The organism is Hydrogenophaga sp. L99 (genome assembly GCF_058731905.1).
This window is the reverse complement of the sequence record NZ_CM178972.1, coordinates 2797593-2814773: the sequence shown is the minus strand read 5'-3', so window position 1 is coordinate 2814773 and position 17181 is coordinate 2797593. Positions and strand designations below refer to the sequence as shown.

The following is a 17181-nucleotide window of genomic DNA, read 5'->3' as shown; positions in this document are numbered from 1 at the left end:
GCATATGATGGACGCGCCTAAGTTATTGATAAACCTGCTGTATCGGGCTTCGGCGTAGTCCAGCAAAGTTCGGTACTGGAGTCATCCTGAAATAAAAAAACCCGCCTCGGCGGGTTTTTTTATGTCTGCAAAGCCCACAGCGTTGGGGTGTGGCGTTGTGGCTCTGCCTTAAGCGCTTACTTCTTGGCGGGCACTGCGTCTGGTGCTTTGTCGGCTGCAGCGGGTTTGGTCGCTTTGGCGACCACGGTTTTCTTGTCGCTGGCTTTGAACGCTGCGCCGCCCACGGTGAGGCCTTCGGCTGAGAGCTTGGCGGCGCGCTTGTCGCCAATGCCGGACACGCGCTGCACCAGGTCGTCCCAGTCTTTAAACTTGGCCACCTTGCGCTGCTCCACAATTTTGGCTGAGGTGCCGGGGCCAATGCCTTTGATGCTGTCGAGGTCGGCCACCGAGGCTTCGTTGACGTCGACAGCCGCAAACGCGGCGGCGGCGAAGAGGGCGAGCAGCGTCGCCAGTGTTTTTTTGAACATAAATTCCTCCTTGGAACGACCGGGTGGATACAGCCCAGGTTTGACGCACCTTGGGTGGGCTGCTGGCAACAACGTGTTGCCAAGGTCCAATGTAGGAGGTGGCTGGTATTTGGCCCATCCCTTCATTGGGGGATAGGCCTTGTTGAGCGCCCAATACAGAGGCTTTTATGACGTTTTCTGGCTTAAATGGGGTGAAAAAGATGTGTTTTGACAACACCCGGGGTTTGGCGCTGGCTTGCGCCGGTGGTGTGGTGCGTGGGCCGCTCGTGGGCGGGTGGTTTCTGTGAGGTGGCTGCGGGTTGGGTTGCTCTTGGGGGTGGTTGGGCTCGCGGCTTGCGCGCTGCCCACGGTGCGGCCAGACGAGGCTGCCGAGCGCAGCAGTGAAAGCCTGGATGCAGGCGAGCCGGCTACTACCGGGAAACGCGCCAAGCCCCTGCACAGCCAGGCGGCCCGGCAGGCGGCGCGGCGCTTGTTCAATACGCCCGAAACGGTGCGCGAATGGGAGCCGTTTGTGTTGCCGGGCAAAGCGTTTGCGCGGTTTGACGCGGCAGCCATTCAGGGCCGCCCGGCGTTGGTGGTGTCGGCCGAGCGGTCGGTGAGCATCTTGCGCCAGCAAATGGACACGGCGCCGGTGCAGGCGGGACGCCTGGCTTTTTCCTGGAAGATTGACGGACTGGCCCCCGGTGCCGACCTGGCCGATGCGCAGAACGAGGACTCGCCGGTGCGCATTGTGTTGGCCTTTGACGGCGACTGGACCAAGCTGTCACCGCGCACACACCGCTTGTCTGAACTCACGCGCCTGCTCACGGGTGAGCCGCTGCCTTACGCCAGCCTGGTTTATGTTTGGAGCAACACCGAGCCGGCTGACACCGTTGTGGTGAATCCGCGCACCGACCGTATTCGAAAACTGGTGGTGGAGTCTGGCGCTGACCAGCTGGGGCGCTGGCGCGACCACGAACGCGATGTGTACGCCGATTTTGTGCAGGCGTTTGGCGAGCCACCCGGGCCTTTGATTGCGGTGGCCTTGATGACCGACACCGACAACACGGAAAGCCGATTGAAAGCCTGGTACGGGGCCTTGAGCTTGTTGCCCCGCGTCACAGAAAGTATGCGTTGAGGACGCTTCAACGGTTGCATCACTTTGGCTAAAGCACGCTGAATTTGGGTGAATGTAGGGCTCGATGGTGCGTTTTGCCAGGGGCGCTGTCTCGAGGGCATCACGGATGCGGGTTAGCACCGTGCTCAACCAGGAACGGATGTTGCATAGTAAGAACTTCTACAAGTAATTCAGGTGTCAACCAATGAAATACCGACTGACCGTTCTCTGTGCAGCCCTGGCTTTGACCGCTGGTGGACTGCAGGCCAAAACCTTCAAATGGACCAGCTCCAGCGACATCCCCACTTGGGACATCCATTCGCAAAACAACGCCTTGGCCAACGGCGTGCACGCGGCGGTGTACGAGTCACTGGTGTACTACAACAGCCGCACGTTCAAGCCCGAGCCCATTTTGGCCACGGCCTGGAAGCAGGTGACCCCCACCCAGTTGCGCCTGACGTTGCGCACCGGCGTGAAGTTTCACGATGGCTCCACGTTTTCGGCCGACGACGCGGTGTTTTCCATTGAGCGCGCCATGAGCAAGACGTCGAACTTTGCGGTGTACACCCAGGGTATTGACCGCGTGGTGAAGGTGAATGCCAACACCATTGACATCTTCACCAAGGACCCGAATCCGGTGCTGCTGAACCAGCTGACCGAGCTGCGCATGATGAGCAAGGCCTGGGCCGAGAAAAACAACTCGGTGGCGCCGAAAGACATTCGCACCAAAGACGAGAACTTTGCCCACCGAAACGCCAACGGCACCGGTCCGTTCGTGCTGAAAGAATGGCAGCCCGACCAGAAGCTGGTGTTGTCCCGCAACACGGCCTGGTGGGGCAAGATGGAAGGCAACGCGACCGAAATTGTGTACACCCCGGTGAAGGCCGTGGCCACGCGCATGGCCGCACTGCTGTCGGGCGAGGTGGACTTTGTGCTGGACCCGAGCCCGCAAGATCTGCCCCGTGTGCGCTCGGAAGGCAGCCTGAAGGTGGTGGACGGCATTGAAAACCGCACCATTTTCTTTGGCATGGACCAGCACCGCAACGAGCTGCCGGGTAGCAACATCAAGGGCAAGAACCCGCTGAAAGACCAGCGTGTGCGCAAGGCGCTGTACCAGGCGATCGACATCAACACCATTGCCCGTGTGACGCTGCGCGGCCTGGGCCAGCCCACTGGCGCCTTGGTGGCGCCGCAGGTGAACGGCTGGAGCGAGGCGGTGCACAAGCGCTACCCGTTTGACGTGGCGGCTGCCCAAAAGCTGCTGGCCGACGCGGGTTACAAAGACGGATTTGAGGTGGACTTTGCCTGCCCCAACAACCGCTACATCAACGACGAGCAGATTTGCCAGGCCGTCACCTCCATGTGGGCGCGCATTGGCGTGAAAGCCAAGCTGCGTACGCTGCCGCTGGTGACGTATTTCCCCATGATCCAGCGCTACGAAGCCAGCATTTACATGTTGGGCTGGGGCGTGCCCACCTTTGATGCGCTGTACAGCCTGCAGTCGCTCACGCGCTCGCTGGGTGCGGGCGGCGACGGCAACTACAACGTGGGCCGCTACAGCAACCCGCAAATGGACGCTTTGGTGGAGCGCACCAAGAAAGAGACCGATCTGAAGCTGCGCACCGAATTGCTGAACAAAGCGCTGCTGTTGCAAAACGAAGACGTGGCGCACATTCCGCTGCACAACCAGATCATTCCCTGGGCCATGAAGAAAAACATCGACGTGGTGCACCGCGCCGACAACCGGCTGGACTGGCGCCTGATCAAGGTAAACTGATTTCAGCTCGGTCGCAGGGGGTCACAGCCTGTGAAGGTTGGCCCCCTTTTTAATTCTAAAAACAATGTTTGCATTCATTCTCAGGCGGCTCGCGCAGGCCGTGATCGTCATGGTCAGCGTGGCCTTGATCGCGTTCATGCTGTTCCAGTATGTGGGTGACCCGGTGGTGTTTTTGCTGGGGCAAGACGCCACGGCCGACCAGATACGCGAACTGCGCGCCGACCTGGGGCTGGACCAACCTTTTGTGGTGCAGTTCTGGCATTTTCTGGCCAACGCTTCGCAGGGGGAATTTGGCCTGAGCCTGCGCCAGGGCGCCAAGGTGTCGCGCCTGATTGCCGAGCGCTTTCCGGCCACGCTGGAACTCGCGCTGGTGGCCGCGGTGATGGCCTTGGTGATGGGCATTCCCATGGGCGTCTATGCGGCGCTCAAGCGGGGCACGTTCATTAGCCAGTTGTTCATGACGGTGTCGCTGCTGGGCGTGTCGCTGCCCACGTTCCTGATCGGCATCTTGTTGATCTTGGTGTTTGCCGTGAACCTGGGCTGGTTCCCGAGCTTTGGCCGAGGTTACGTGACCCAGCTGGGCTGGTGGAGCACCGGTCTTCTCACGGCCAAGGGCTGGCACCACATTGTGTTGCCCGCGATCACGCTGGCCATTTTTCAGCTCACGCTGATCATGCGGCTGGTGCGCGCTGAAATGCTGGAGGTGCTGCGCACCGACTACATCAAGTTTGCCCGCGCCCGGGGCCTGACCAACCGGGCGGTGCACTTTGGCCACGCGCTGAAAAACACCCTGGTGCCGGTGATGACCATCACGGGCTTGCAGCTGGGCGGTCTGATTGCGTTTGCCATCATCACCGAGACCGTGTTTCAGTGGCCGGGCATGGGCTTGCTGTTCATTCAGGCGGTGACGTTTGCCGACATTCCGGTGATGGCCGCTTACCTGTGCCTGATTGCGCTCATTTTCGTGGTGATCAACCTGGTGGTTGACCTGTTGTATTTCGCCGTCGACCCGCGCCTTCGCGTGGAAAAGTCGGGTGGACACTGAGCCTCTGACGCTTCTGGAACGACGCCTTTAAAGAGACCAACATGCTGGCTCCTCGCATCAAAGCCCATGGCCGCGCGTTTGCGCACATTGCGGCCTTCCACCCCGAGCTGACGGCGCTGCGGCGTGACCTGCACGCCCACCCTGAAATCGGGTTTGAAGAGCACTACACCGCGCAGCGCGTGGTGGAATCGCTCAAAGTGTGTGGGGTGGACGAGATCCACACCGGCATTGGCAAGACCGGCGTGGTGGCCGTGATTCACGGCCGCGAGCGCGGCAGTGGCCGCATGATGGGCCTGCGCGCCGACATGGACGCACTGCCCATGACCGAGCACAACGACTTTGCCTGGAAGTCCACCAAGCCCGGCATGATGCACGGTTGCGGCCATGACGGCCACACCGCGATGCTGGTGGGGGCAGCGCGTTATCTGGCCGAAACGCGGCACTTTGACGGCACCGCGGTGCTGATCTTTCAGCCCGGTGAAGAGGGCTTTGCCGGCGCCAAGGCCATGATCGAAGACGGCCTGTTTGACCGCTTTCCGGTGCAGTCGGTCTACGGCATGCACAACTGGCCGCAGATGAAGCCCGGCACCGTGGGCGTGAACCCGGGGCCCATGATGGCGTCGGCCGACCGCATCACGATTGAAGTGACGGGCAAAGGCGGCCACGGCGCCCACCCGTACCAGACGGTGGACCCGGTACTGGTGTCGGCGCATCTGATCACGGCCTTGCAGAGCATCGTCTCTCGCAACGTGCGCGCCATTGACAGCGCAGTGATCAGCGTGTGCGCCATGCAGGCGGGTGACATGGGTGCTTTCAGCGTGATGCCCGGCAAGGCCACGCTGGTGGGCACGGTGCGCACCTTTAGCCCCGAAGTACAAAACCTGGTGGAGCGCCGCATACATGAGGTGTGTTCGGGCGTGGCCCTGGGCCTGGGTGCCACAGCGCATGTGCATTACGAGCGCATTTACCCGGCCACCATCAACAGCCGCGACGAGGCCCGCTTTGCCGCCGATGTGGCGCAAAAGCTGGTGGGCCATGAGCATGTGGACCGCGCCATGGACCCGAGCATGGGTGCCGAAGATTTTTCGTTCATGCTGCAGGTCAAGCCCGGCGCCTATTTGCGGCTCGGCCAGGGCCTTGAGAGCGGCATGGGTGGGTGCTATTTGCACAACAGCCGATACGACTTCAACGACGATGTGCTGCCGTTGGGCGCCGCCTTGCATGCCAGCCTGGTGGAACACGGCATGCCGCTGACCGAATCGGCGTGATCCAAGATTTGCTTTTCAACGTTTTATTGATCCCCTGACCCCCAACCGCTAGGAGCAACGCATGAAACTGAAGAAAACGCTGGCCGCCAGTCTGGTGATTGCTGCCATGACCGCCATGAGCGCGGCCTCCGCACAGACCGTGCGCATTGGCAACCAGGGCGATGCCTTGTCGATGGACCCGCATTCGTTGAACGAATCGCTGCAGCTCAGCGTGACGGGCAATGTGTACGAGCCTTTGGTCACTCGCGACAAGGATCTCCGGCTGATCCCGGCGCTGGCCACGGTTTGGAAACAGACAGCACCCACGGTCTGGCGCTTTGAGCTGCGCAAGGGCGTGCAGTTTCACGATGGCACCCCGTTCACCGCCGACGATGTTCTGTTCAGCATCGCGCGCGGCGCCGGCGACGGATCGGACATGCGCACTTACACCAATGACATCAAGGACGTGCGCAAGATCAGCGACCATGTGATCGAGGTGGAGACCAAGGCACCTTTTCCGATCCTGCCGGCCCAACTGTCCTTTCTCTACATCATGAGCAAGCAATGGGCGGAGTTGAACCAGGCAACCAAGCCGGTGGACCGCCGAAAGGGCATTGAGAACGCAGCGTCGTTCCGTGCCAACGGCACCGGACCGTTTCGCCTGCGTGAGCGCCAGCCCAACGTGAAAACCACGTTCGTGCGCAATGGCAACTACTGGGGAAAAATTGAAGGCAACGTGGTCAATGTCGAGTACACGCCGATCGGCAACGACTCTACCCGTGTTGCTGCGCTGCTGTCGGGCCAGGTTGACGTGATCGAGCCCGTGCCGCTGCAGGATGTGGCACGCATCAACGCGGGTGGCAAAGCCCGCGTTTTGGAAGGACCTGAGTTGCGTTGGATCTTCCTCGGTATGGACCAAAAACGCGACGAACTCCTCTTTTCCAATGTGAAGGGGAAGAATCCCTTCAAAGACAAGCGTGTGCGCCAGGCTTTTTACCAGGCGATTGACATCAACGGCATACAAAAAACGGTCATGCGGGGTGCTGCAACCCCCGCGGCGTTGCTGATCGGTCCCGGTGTCAGTGGCTACGACGCCTCGATTGACAAGCGGCTGCCCTACGACGTGGAGGCAGCCAAGAAGCTGTTGGCCGATGCGGGTTACGCCAATGGTTTCGAAGTGGGCATGAACTGCCCGAACGACCGCTACGTCAATGACGCCAACATCTGCCAAGCGGTGGCGGCGAATCTGGCACGGATCGGCGTGAAGGTGAACCTGCAAGCCGAGACCAAGGGCACCTATTTCCCCAAAATTCTGCGGCGCGACACCAGCCTCTATCTGCTGGGCTGGTCGCCCTCGACCTACGATGCACACAACGTGCTCAACGCCATCATGCGCTGTGTGGACGACAAAGGCGCTGGTCAGTTCAATCTGGGATCCTATTGCAACCCGAAGCTCGATGAGTTGACACTGAAGGTCCAGTCCGAGACCGACCAGGCCAAACGCAACGCCATGATCAAGGAGGCTTACGCTTTGCATTCGGAAGACATCGGCCACCTGCCGCTGCACCAGCAGGCGCTCGCCTGGGGCGTGGGGAGCAACGTGCAACTGGTCCAGCGTGCCGACAACCAGATGCCCTTCCGCTACATGAGCGTGAAGTAAACACCCGCAGCCTGCGGTGCCACCTCCTCAGAGGGCAGCAGCAGCGGTTTGGCGAAACCAGTTTCGCACTGGTTCTGCACGGCGTTGCTGTTGGTGGCCGTTTGTGACAACCCATTGAGACTTTTGATGTGATATCCACTCTGCGCCGCTGGTTCGACGGCGATGTCGGCCACAGTTTTTTGAATTCACCCACCGCCATCGTGGCGGCGGTGATTGCTTGTGTCTGCGTGTTTGGTGCTTTGTTTGCGCCCTGGGTGGCGCCGCACAACCCGTTTGATCTGGCCACGCTGGAGCTGTCCAACGCCCGGTTGCCACCCGCCTGGAGCGAGGGTGGTTCAAGCAACTTCTTGCTCGGCACCGACGACCAAGGGCGCGACATTCTGTCGGCCATCATGTATGGCGCCCGTATTTCGCTGGCGGTCGGTTTGGCGTCGGTGGTGTTGTCGGTGGTGATTGGCGTGTCGTTTGGTTTGCTGGCCGGGTTTCTGGGCGGCTGGGTGGACGGTGTGCTCATGCGCCTGTGCGACGTCATGCTCTCGTTTCCGTCCATTCTGGTGGCGCTGCTGATTGCCGGTGTGGGGCGCGCGATGTTTCCCAACGCGCACGAAGGGCTCGCGTTTGGCGTGTTGATTCTGTCGATCACGCTCACCGGCTGGGTGCAATACGCCCGCACGGTGCGCGGATCGACGCTGGTGGAGCGCAACAAAGAATACGTGCAGGCGGCCCGTGTGACGGGTGTGGCGCCGCTGCGCATCATGCGCAGCCATGTGCTGCCCAACGTCATGGGGCCGGTGCTGGTGCTGGCCACCATCCAGGTGGCCACGGCCATCATCACCGAGGCCACGCTGTCGTTTCTGGGGGTGGGCGCACCACCCACTTCGCCATCGTTGGGCACGCTCATCCGCGTGGGCAACGACTACCTGTTTTCTGGCGAGTGGTGGATCACCATTTTCCCGGGCGCTATGTTGGTGTTGATTGCGCTCTCTGTGAACCTGCTGGGCGACTGGCTGCGTGATGCTCTCAACCCTCGACTCCGGTAAGCACAGCATGAGCCTGTTAGAAGTAAAAAATCTCGTGGTCGAATTTCCGGGTCGCCGCGGCACGCTGCGCGCGCTGGACGACGTTTCTTTCGACATCGCACCCGGTGAAATTCTGGGTGTGGTGGGCGAATCGGGCGCGGGCAAATCGCTCACCGGGGCGTCCATTATTGGCCTGCTGGAGCCACCGGGCCGCGTGGCCAGTGGCGAGATACGCCTGCACGGCCAGCGCATCGACAACCTGCCCTATGAAGAGATGCGCAAGGTGCGCGGGCGCAAGATTGGCGCCATTTTTCAAGATCCGCTCACCTCGCTGAACCCGTTGTACTCGGTGGGCCGCCAGCTCATTGAAACCATCACCACCCACCTGCCGGTGAGCCAGGCTGAAGCGCGCAAGCGCGCCATCAACCTGTTGAAAGACACCGGTATTCCAGCAGCCGAGCAGCGCATTGACCACTTTCCGCACCAGTTTTCGGGCGGTATGCGCCAGCGGGTGGTGATTGCACTGGCGCTGGCCGCCGAGCCGCAGCTGATCGTGGCCGATGAGCCCACCACTGCGCTCGATGTGTCGATCCAGGCGCAGATCATCACGTTGCTGAAAACCATTTGCAAAGACCGTGGTGCCGCGGTGATGCTGATCACGCACGACATGGGCGTGATTGCCGAAACCTGCGACCGCGTGGCGGTGATGTACGCCGGGCGCATTGCCGAAATCGGGCCGGTCCACGAGGTCATTAACCACCCGGCCCACCCGTACACAGCCGGCCTGATGGCCTGCATACCCGACATGAGCCAGGACCGCGAGCGCTTGCACCAGATTGACGGCGCCATGCCACGCCTGAACGCGATCCCCACCGGTTGTGCCTACAACCCGCGTTGCGACCGGGTGGTGGACCGCTGCCATGTGGAGCGGCCCAACCTGATGCCCGCCGGCGCCACCCGCGCCGCTTGCTGGCTGCACGACGCCTCCACTGTTTTGACGCCGGGAGTGGCCGCATGAGCTCGAACCTGATTGAAAAAGCGGTGCAAGCGCAGGCAGACCGTCACGCTGCAACCGCTGCACCTGCTGACGAGGCGCCCTTGGTGCGGGCCACCGATCTGGCCAAGACGTTTGATGTGTCGGCCCCCTGGCTCAACCGCGTGATTGAACGCCAGCCCCGCCAATTGCTGCGGGCCGTGGACGGCGTGTCGTTTGACATCCCGCGCGGCCAGACGCTGGCGCTGGTGGGTGAGTCGGGTTGCGGTAAAAGCACGGTGGCCCGGCTGCTGGTGGGTTTGTACGAACCCACGCGCGGTGGCTTTGAGTTTGACGGGCTGGACGCCCACGCGGCGTTCAAAACGCCACAGGGCCGCCAGCTGCGCCGGCGCATCCAGATGATTTTTCAGGACCCCTACGCCAGCCTGAACCCGCGCTGGATTGTGGAGGACATCATTGCCGAGCCGCTGCGCGAGCACGGCATTGAAACCGAGCCGGTGGCGTTGCGTGCGCGGGTGGACGAACTGCTGAAGTCGGTGGGTTTGTCGCCGCTGGACCGCGTGAAGTACCCGCACCAGTTTTCAGGCGGGCAGCGCCAGCGCATTTCCATTGCGCGGGCGCTGGCGACACAACCCGAGTTTCTGGTGTGTGACGAGCCCACCAGCGCGCTGGACGTGAGCGTGCAGGCGCAGGTGCTCAACATCATGAAAGACCTGCAGCGCGAGCGCGGGCTGACCTACCTGTTCATCAGCCACAACCTGGCCGTGGTGCGCCACGTGAGCGATCAGGTGGGCGTGATGTACCTGGGCCGTCTGGTGGAGCTGGCGCCCAAGCACACCCTGTTTGACACGCCGCGCCACCCCTACACGCGCATGCTGCTGGACGCGATTCCCAAGATGCACGACACGGGCAGGGCGCGCACCCCGGTTTCAGGCGAGGTGCCCAACCCGTTGAACCCGCCGGACGGTTGCGCGTTCAACCCGCGTTGCCCGCATGCCAATGAACGCTGCCGTGCGGAGCGTCCGAATCTGCTCACGCTGGGTGGTATTCGGATTGCGTGCCACGCAGTGGAAGAGGGCCGGATCTGATCGGCTGACGCATCGGCAGGTAGGTGCTGTGGCACGCTGACGGAATGGCGTTAGCGCGGACGACGGGTGCTCCCCTCCGCGAATGTCCCCCGGTCCGCTGCGCGGACCTCCTCCTTTATTTCGCTGCGGGGAGCGCCCCTCGTCCTCGGGTGTGCCCGTCCCTGGCGTGTCCAGATGTTGAGATGCTTGGCCTCACTTGCCGTGCCGAGGGCGTTGAGCGCTTCCGGATACCATTTCGTTGTTTGCGCAGTGGGCACTGCTCGGCGCGCGTACCCCAAACCCTGGATGCCGTGGCTTCGGCTTTGCCAAGACACAGGCATCGTCCCCCTCTGGGGGAAGACGCGAAGCGGCGCAGGGGGCGCTTGACCTGTGCGCAGCGCGCACGGTCAAGCGTATCGCTTACTCCGCAGGTTGTTCTTCATTTCCTTGAGCATCGGTTGCAGCTTGCTGCCGCCGATGCGCAGCGCCAGGCAGGTGGCCAGCACGTCAATCACCATCAGGTGCATCAGGCGCGAGGTCATGGGGCTGTAACGGTCATAGCCTTCGGGGTGATCGGCCGACAGGTGGATGTGGCCTGCCAGGGCCAGTGGCGAGCCGCTGGCGGTGATGACGATCACGGTGGCGCCGTGTTTTCGGGCAATGTCGGCCGCGTCCATCAGGTCGCGTGTGCGCCCCGAGTTGGAAACGATCACCAGGCAGTCGCCCGGCCTCAGCAGCGAGGCGCTCATGACCTGCATGTGGCCGTCGCTATAGGCAATGGCGTTGATGCCGAGGCGGAAGAACTTGTGTTGCGCATCCTGGGCCACGATGCCTGAGTTACCGGCGCCGTAAAACTCGATGCGGCCCCGGTTGTTGTAGGTGGCCAGCAGCGCGTCCACCGCTTTTTCAATCGAGTGGGTGGAGGCGTCGTTGCGGTACTTCAGGAACGCCGCCACGGTGTTGTCGATCACCTTGACCAGCACATCGCCCACTTTGTCGTCCACGTCCACACTGCGGTGGATGAAGGGCACGCCCTCGCTCACCGTGCCGGCCAGCTTGAGCTTGAAGTCGGACAGGCCGTCGTAGCCCATGCTGCGGCAAAAGCGCACCACGGTGGGCTTGCTCACGTGGGCGCGATCGGCCAGTTCAGACACCGGCAGGCTGGCGAAGCTGCGCGGGTCGAGCAGCACCAGTTTGCCTACCCGTTGTTCAGCGGGCGCTAGCGAAGGCAAGGAGGCTTTGATGCGGTCGAGCATGGGGGACAGTCCGGTTACGAAACAAGTTACAAAAAGAACGTGAAACCTTATTACACCCGATAATGGCGAAATGAACCAGCTAGACGCACTCAAACAACTCACCACCGTGGTCGCTGACACCGGTGATTTCAACCAGATCGCGGCGTTTTCGCCACGGGATGCGACCACCAACCCGTCGCTCATCCTGAAAGCGGTGCAGAAGCCCGAATACGCCCATCTGCTGCAAGACGCGGTGGCGAAATACGGCGCTCAGGGCGCGGACGAGGTGATGAACCGCCTGCTCGTGGCCTTTGGCTGTGAAATTTTGAAACACATCCCCGGCCGCGTCTCCACCGAAGTGGACGCGCGCCTGAGCTTCGACACCGAAGCCACCGTGACGCGCGCGCGCCGCATCATCGATCTTTATCAAGGCGAAGGCGTGCACGTGGACCGCGTGCTGATCAAGATTGCTTCCACCTGGGAAGGCATTCAGGCCGCAGCCCGACTGGAGCGCGACGGCATCCACACCAACCTCACGCTGCTGTTTTCTTTTGCCCAGGCCGTGGCCTGCGGCCAGGCCAAGGTGCAGCTGATTTCGCCGTTTGTGGGCCGTATTTACGACTGGTACAAAAGGAATGCCAGCGCCACCTGGGACGAGGCCGCCATGGCGGGCGCCAACGACCCGGGTGTGAAGTCGGTGCGCGCCATCTACAACTTCTACAAAAAACACGGTATCGCTACCGAGGTGATGGGCGCGAGCTTTCGCAACGTGGGCCAGATCACGGCCCTGGCCGGCTGCGACCTGCTGACCATCAGCCCCGACCTGTTGGCCCAGCTGGCCGCCAGCGACGCAGCCTTGCCCAAAGCGCTGGACGCCGAGGCCGCGAAGGCGATGGAGATTCCGTTTGTGCAGCACGACGAAGCGGGCTTCCGCTTCGCGATGAACGAAGACGCGATGGCCACCGAGAAGCTGGCCGAAGGCATCCGTGCGTTTGTGGCAGACACGATCAAGCTCGAAGGCATGATGAAGTAAGCAACGCTGACCCATAACGAAAAAACCCCCGCGAGGTGACTCGCGGGGGTTTTTTCTTGGGGTTTTGTCAGCCTGCAGTGATGCATTCCGACGCAGCATGAGGCGCCAGGCCAAGGCGCAAGGGCGTAGGCAGTGGCAGCGCCACGGCAAGCCCTTGCAACGCCGGCATGGCGTCTCAGGCAAGGAGTAATTACATGCCCATGCCGCCCATGTCGCCCATCCCACCCATGCCGCCACCGCCCATGGCTGGAGCGTCATCCTTGGGGGACTCGGCAACCATGCACTCGGTCGTCAGCATCAGGCTGGACACCGAAGCGGCGTTTTGCAGCGCGGTGCGGGTCACTTTCGTTGGGTCCAGAATGCCCATTTCGATCATGTCGCCGTAGGTGTCGTTGGCGGCGTTGAAGCCGTAGTTGCCCGAACCAGCCAGGATAGCGTTGACCACCACCGATGGCTCGCCACCAGCGTTGGCCACGATCTCGCGCAGAGGCGCTTCAATCGCTTTCAACACCAGCTTGATACCGGCGTCCTGGTCGGCGTTGTCACCTTTGATGGTGCCAGCGGCCTGACGGGCGCGCAGCAGGGCCACGCCACCACCGGCGACGATGCCTTCTTCCACTGCAGCGCGGGTGGCGTGCAGGGCGTCTTCCACGCGGGCTTTCTTTTCCTTCATCTCGACTTCGGTGGCAGCGCCAACCTTGATCACGGCCACACCGCCGGCCAGCTTGGCCACGCGCTCTTGCAGTTTCTCGCGGTCGTAGTCGGAGGTCGCTTCTTCGATCTGCACGCGCACTTGTTTCACGCGGGCTTCGATGTCAGCAGCAGCGCCGGCGCCGTCGATGATGATGGTGTTCTCTTTGCTGACTTCGATGCGCTTGGCAGAGCCGAGGTCGGCCAGCGTCACTTTTTCCAGCGTCATGCCGACTTCTTCGGCGATCACTTTGCCGCCGGTCAGGATGGCGATGTCTTCCAGCATGGCTTTGCGGCGATCGCCGAAGCCAGGAGCCTTGACAGCCACAACCTTCAGGATGCCGCGGATGGTGTTGACCACCAGCGTTGCTAGGGCTTCGCCTTCGACGTCTTCGGCAATGATCAGCAGGGGACGGCCGGCCTTGGCCACTTGCTCCAGCGTGGGCAGCAGGTCACGGATGTTGGAAACCTTCTTGTCGTACAGCAGCACGAAAGGGTTGTCCAGCAGAGCGGCTTGCTTTTCTGGGTTGTTGATGAAGTAGGGCGACAGGTAGCCGCGGTCGAACTGCATGCCTTCAACGACTTCCAGCTCGGATTCCAGTGATTTGCCGTCTTCCACGGTGATCACGCCTTCTTTGCCCACTTTGTCCATGGCATCGGCAATGATCTTGCCGATGGTTTCGTCTGCGTTGGCAGAGATGGAGCCGACCTGTGCGATCTCTTTGGACGTGGTGGTGGCCTTGGAAGCCTTCTTCAGCTCGATGATCAGGGCCGTCACAGCCTTGTCGATACCGCGCTTCAGGTCCATCGGGTTCATGCCGGCGGCCACGTACTTCATGCCTTCACGCACGATGGCCTGTGCCAGCACGGTGGCGGTGGTGGTGCCGTCGCCAGCGTTGTCCGAGGTCTTGGAAGCAACTTCCTTGACCATCTGGGCGCCCATGTTCTGCAGCTTGTCCTTCAGTTCGATCTCTTTAGCGACCGAAACACCGTCTTTTGTGACGGTAGGGGCGCCGAACGAGCGCTCCAGCACCACGTTGCGGCCTTTGGGGCCCAGGGTGACTTTGACGGCGTTGGCCAGGATGTTCACACCCTCGACCATGCGTGCGCGGGCTTCGCCGCCGAAAATGACGTCTTTTGCTGCCATGTTGATAACTCCTAGATAGATTGAACAGTTGGAGAGAGGGCGAACAAGCGCTTGGGCATTGTTCGCTCAGTCCCGCAAAATTACTTGGACTCGACGACGGCGAACAGGTCGTCTTCTTTCATCACCAGCAGTTCGTTGCCGTCGACCTTGACGGTCTGGCCGCTGTACTTGCCAAACAGAACGCGGTCACCGACCTTGACGTTCATGGCGGACAGTTCGCCTTTGTCGTTTTTCTTGCCGGGACCAACGGCCAGGATTTCGCCCTGGTCTGGCTTTTCAGCAGCGGCGTCGGGGATGACGATGCCCGAAGCGGTCTTGGTTTCGCTGTCAATACGCTTGACGATCACGCGATCGGCGAGAGGACGAAGGTTCATTGCATCTCCTGAGATAGAACGGTAAAAGGGGGGATTCAGACCGGCAGCGCCCGCTTTGAGAGCCAGCGACACCGTTGATCGACTTGGCACCGAGTGTTAGCACTCAATGTCAGCGAGTGCTAATGATAAGGGCGACCCCGCGGCTTTTCAAGACCAGGGGCTGGTTTTTTGCGCAATCCGAGGGGATTTGCGGAGCGCCACCCATCTTTCCCGTTGGTGCCACTCAGCCCATCCCTATATGCAAATGATCTAAAAGTATTTAGCTCCTCAGGCCGCGACCGCCATGATCCGCGGCCATGACGCTTCCCGAATCCACCCACGCCCTGGCCGTGGGCATCCTCCTCGTTCTCCTGTTCATCAGTTTTGTGCGCGAATGGGTCAAGCCCGACGTGGCGGTGCTGACCGCTGTGGCCTTGTTGCTGCTGACCGGCCTGCTCACGCCGGCCAAGGTGCTGGGCGTGTTCAGCAACAGTGCGCCCTTCACCATCGCCTGCCTGTTCATCATCAGCGGTGCACTCAGCCGCACCGGCTGTGTGGACTGGCTGGGCGAGCGCATCGCGCAGGCGGCGGGCCGCAGCGAGGGCCGCTTGCTGGTGGGTCTGCTGCTGGTGGGCTTGCTGGTGTCGCCCTTCATCAACAACACGCCGGTGGTGATGGTGATGATTCCGGTGGTGATCAGCCTGGCCACGCGCCTGTCGCTGAGCCCGTCGCGGCTGCTGATTCCGCTGTCTTACGCCACCATCTTGGGCGGTACGGTCACATTGGTGGGCACGTCCACCAACATCCTGGTGGACGGGGTGGCGCGCAGCATGGGGCTGGCGCCGTTCAGCATGTTCGAGATCACCGCGCCCGCGCTGGTGATCGCGTTGTTCGGTTGCACTTTCATGCTGCTGTTTGCGCGGCGCTGGCTGCCCGCGCGCGAGACGCTGACGCAGCAGTTCACCGGCCACACCGACCGCCTGTTCATGACCGAGCTGTTTGTGCCCGCCGGTTCGCGGCTGGACGGCCGCAGCCTGCAAGACGCCCGCCTGGCCAACGGCAGCGTGCAGGTGCTCAAGCTGTTCCGGGGCGAAGAAGAATGGAGCGCGCCCGCGCCTGAGACTCGCTTGCAGACCGGCGACCGCCTGGTGGTGCACTCACGCAGCAGCGCCATGGTGGACCTGCGCGGCAGTGATCTGATCGGCCTGCACGCGCCCGCGCCACAGGGCAGCGGCACTGATCTGGAAACCCTGCGCCAGCGGGATGTGGTGATCGTCGAGGCGCTGGTGGGGCAGACCTCGCGCTATGTGATGCGCCCCATCCGCGACCTGGACCTGGCCTCGCGCTACGGCATCCACCTGATCGCGGTGCACCGCAAGAACGCATCCATCGCCGATATTGGCGACGACTTCCAGCTGCAGTTTGGCGACGTGCTGCTGGTGGAGGGCGCACCGCGCCAGATCCAGCGCTTTTGCGACAACGGCGACCTGTTCGCCATCACCGAGCGCCAGCCCGCGCTGCAGCGGCGTGGCAAGGCGCCCGTCGCAGTGGGCACCATGGTGGGGGTGATGGCACTGGCGGCGTTTGACGTGATGCCCATCGAGGGGCTGGCGCTGATTGGCGCGGTGCTGGTGGTACTGACCGGCTGCCTCAAGCCCGAAGAGGCCTACAAGTCCATCGAGTGGCCGATCCTGATGCTGATCTACGGCATGCTGGCGGTGAGCGTGGCCATGCGCGATTCGGGCCTGTCGGCGCTGGCCGCGCAGTCGCTGGTGCAGTGGGGCGGCGGGCTCTCGCCATGGCTGGTGCTGTCGCTGGTGATCCTGGCCACGTCCATTGCCACCGAGTTCATCAGCAACAACGCGGTGGCGGTGCTGTTCACGCCGGTGGTGATCGGGGTGGCGCTGGAGCTGGGCGTGGACCCCCGGCCCTTTGTGGTTGGCATCATGTTTGCGGCCAGCTTCAGCTTTGCCACCCCCATCGGCTACCAAACCAACACCCTGGTCTACAGCGCCGGCAACTACCGATTCAGCGACTTCGCGCGCCTGGGCGTGCCCATGAACATGCTCACCTGGGCGGCGTCCAGCTTGCTGATTCCCCTGTTCTGGCCGTTTTATACAAGTTGAGGATGGCCCGGCTTCAGACGGATCAGGCACCGTTGTATGGCCAGTGGTGGAGTTTGGGTTGGGTTTTCCAGACAGCTGACCGCCTGCAGCCGGATGCTCAGTGCGGAAGCTCAATGCCGTTGGCTGAGACGGCGTGCACCTAGATTGCCCGTGCACTGAACAGCC

General features: G+C 62.1%; 14 protein-coding genes. 10 read left to right on the top strand and 4 right to left on the bottom strand.

Annotated elements, in window-relative coordinates:
• Positions 1-176: 176 nt before the first annotated feature.
• On the bottom strand, positions 177-527 hold the full coding sequence (locus AC4QBL_RS13390; RefSeq protein ID WP_472907003.1) for a ComEA family DNA-binding protein: 351 nt from the start codon (positions 525-527) through the stop codon (positions 177-179).
• 316 nt (positions 528-843) lie between these two features.
• Here AC4QBL_RS13390 and AC4QBL_RS13385 point away from each other — a divergent pair, with 316 nt between their 5' ends.
• The 8 genes from AC4QBL_RS13385 (at position 844) to AC4QBL_RS13350 (ending at position 10453) form a co-directional block, all read left to right on the top strand.
• Complete coding sequence (locus tag AC4QBL_RS13385) at positions 844-1644, top strand: DUF3047 domain-containing protein (protein ID WP_472907004.1); 801 nt, start codon at positions 844-846, stop codon at positions 1642-1644.
• Positions 1645-1828: 184 nt separating this feature from the next.
• Positions 1829-3400 carry an ABC transporter substrate-binding protein gene (locus tag AC4QBL_RS13380; protein ID WP_472900243.1) on the top strand — a complete coding sequence of 524 codons (1572 nt, stop codon included), beginning with the start codon at positions 1829-1831 and terminating at the stop codon, positions 3398-3400.
• Positions 3401-3464: 64 nt separating this feature from the next.
• A complete protein-coding gene (locus AC4QBL_RS13375) occupies positions 3465-4445 on the top strand; it encodes an ABC transporter permease (protein WP_472907005.1) in 981 nt (326 codons plus the stop codon).
• 41 nt (positions 4446-4486) lie between these two features.
• Positions 4487-5713, top strand: coding sequence for a M20 aminoacylase family protein (locus AC4QBL_RS13370; protein WP_472900245.1), 1227 nt, complete (start codon positions 4487-4489; stop codon positions 5711-5713).
• Positions 5714-5774: 61 nt separating this feature from the next.
• Positions 5775-7352 carry an ABC transporter substrate-binding protein gene (locus AC4QBL_RS13365; protein WP_472907006.1) on the top strand — a complete coding sequence of 526 codons (1578 nt, stop codon included), beginning with the start codon at positions 5775-5777 and terminating at the stop codon, positions 7350-7352.
• A gap of 128 nt (positions 7353-7480) precedes the next feature.
• Entirely contained in the window at positions 7481-8392 is a 912-nt protein-coding gene (locus AC4QBL_RS13360) for an ABC transporter permease (RefSeq protein WP_472907007.1), read from the top strand.
• 7 nt (positions 8393-8399) lie between these two features.
• The gene (locus AC4QBL_RS13355) at positions 8400-9389 is read left to right on the top strand and encodes an ABC transporter ATP-binding protein (protein ID WP_472900248.1); all 990 of its coding nucleotides are present in this window, start codon (positions 8400-8402) and stop codon (positions 9387-9389) included.
• Positions 9386-10453 carry an ABC transporter ATP-binding protein gene (locus AC4QBL_RS13350; protein ID WP_472907008.1) on the top strand — a complete coding sequence of 356 codons (1068 nt, stop codon included), beginning with the start codon at positions 9386-9388 and terminating at the stop codon, positions 10451-10453. The genes AC4QBL_RS13355 and AC4QBL_RS13350 overlap by 4 nt, the downstream gene beginning before the upstream one ends.
• 386 nt (positions 10454-10839) lie before the next feature.
• Here the strand turns inward: AC4QBL_RS13350 and AC4QBL_RS13345 are convergent, their stop codons facing one another.
• Positions 10840-11688: a MurR/RpiR family transcriptional regulator gene (locus tag AC4QBL_RS13345; protein WP_472907009.1), complete on the bottom strand. Its 849-nt coding sequence runs from the start codon at positions 11686-11688 to the stop codon at positions 10840-10842.
• Between the two features lie 70 nt (positions 11689-11758).
• Between AC4QBL_RS13345 and tal the strand changes: the two genes are divergently transcribed.
• On the top strand, positions 11759-12700 hold the full coding sequence (gene tal / locus AC4QBL_RS13340) for a transaldolase (protein WP_472900250.1): 942 nt from the start codon (positions 11759-11761) through the stop codon (positions 12698-12700).
• Between the two features lie 190 nt (positions 12701-12890).
• Here tal and groL read toward each other — a convergent pair whose 3' ends face one another.
• Both groL and AC4QBL_RS13330 read right to left on the bottom strand, forming a co-directional pair.
• The gene (groL, locus tag AC4QBL_RS13335) at positions 12891-14537 is read right to left on the bottom strand and encodes a chaperonin GroEL (RefSeq protein WP_472900251.1); all 1647 of its coding nucleotides are present in this window, start codon (positions 14535-14537) and stop codon (positions 12891-12893) included.
• Between the two features lie 80 nt (positions 14538-14617).
• The gene (locus AC4QBL_RS13330; RefSeq protein WP_305334028.1) at positions 14618-14911 is read right to left on the bottom strand and encodes a co-chaperone GroES; all 294 of its coding nucleotides are present in this window, start codon (positions 14909-14911) and stop codon (positions 14618-14620) included.
• Positions 14912-15207: 296 nt separating this feature from the next.
• On the opposite strand from AC4QBL_RS13330, the gene AC4QBL_RS13325 reads away from it, so the two are divergent.
• The gene (locus AC4QBL_RS13325; protein WP_472900252.1) at positions 15208-17016 is read left to right on the top strand and encodes an SLC13 family permease; all 1809 of its coding nucleotides are present in this window, start codon (positions 15208-15210) and stop codon (positions 17014-17016) included.
• The last annotated feature ends 165 nt before the right edge of the window (positions 17017-17181 follow it).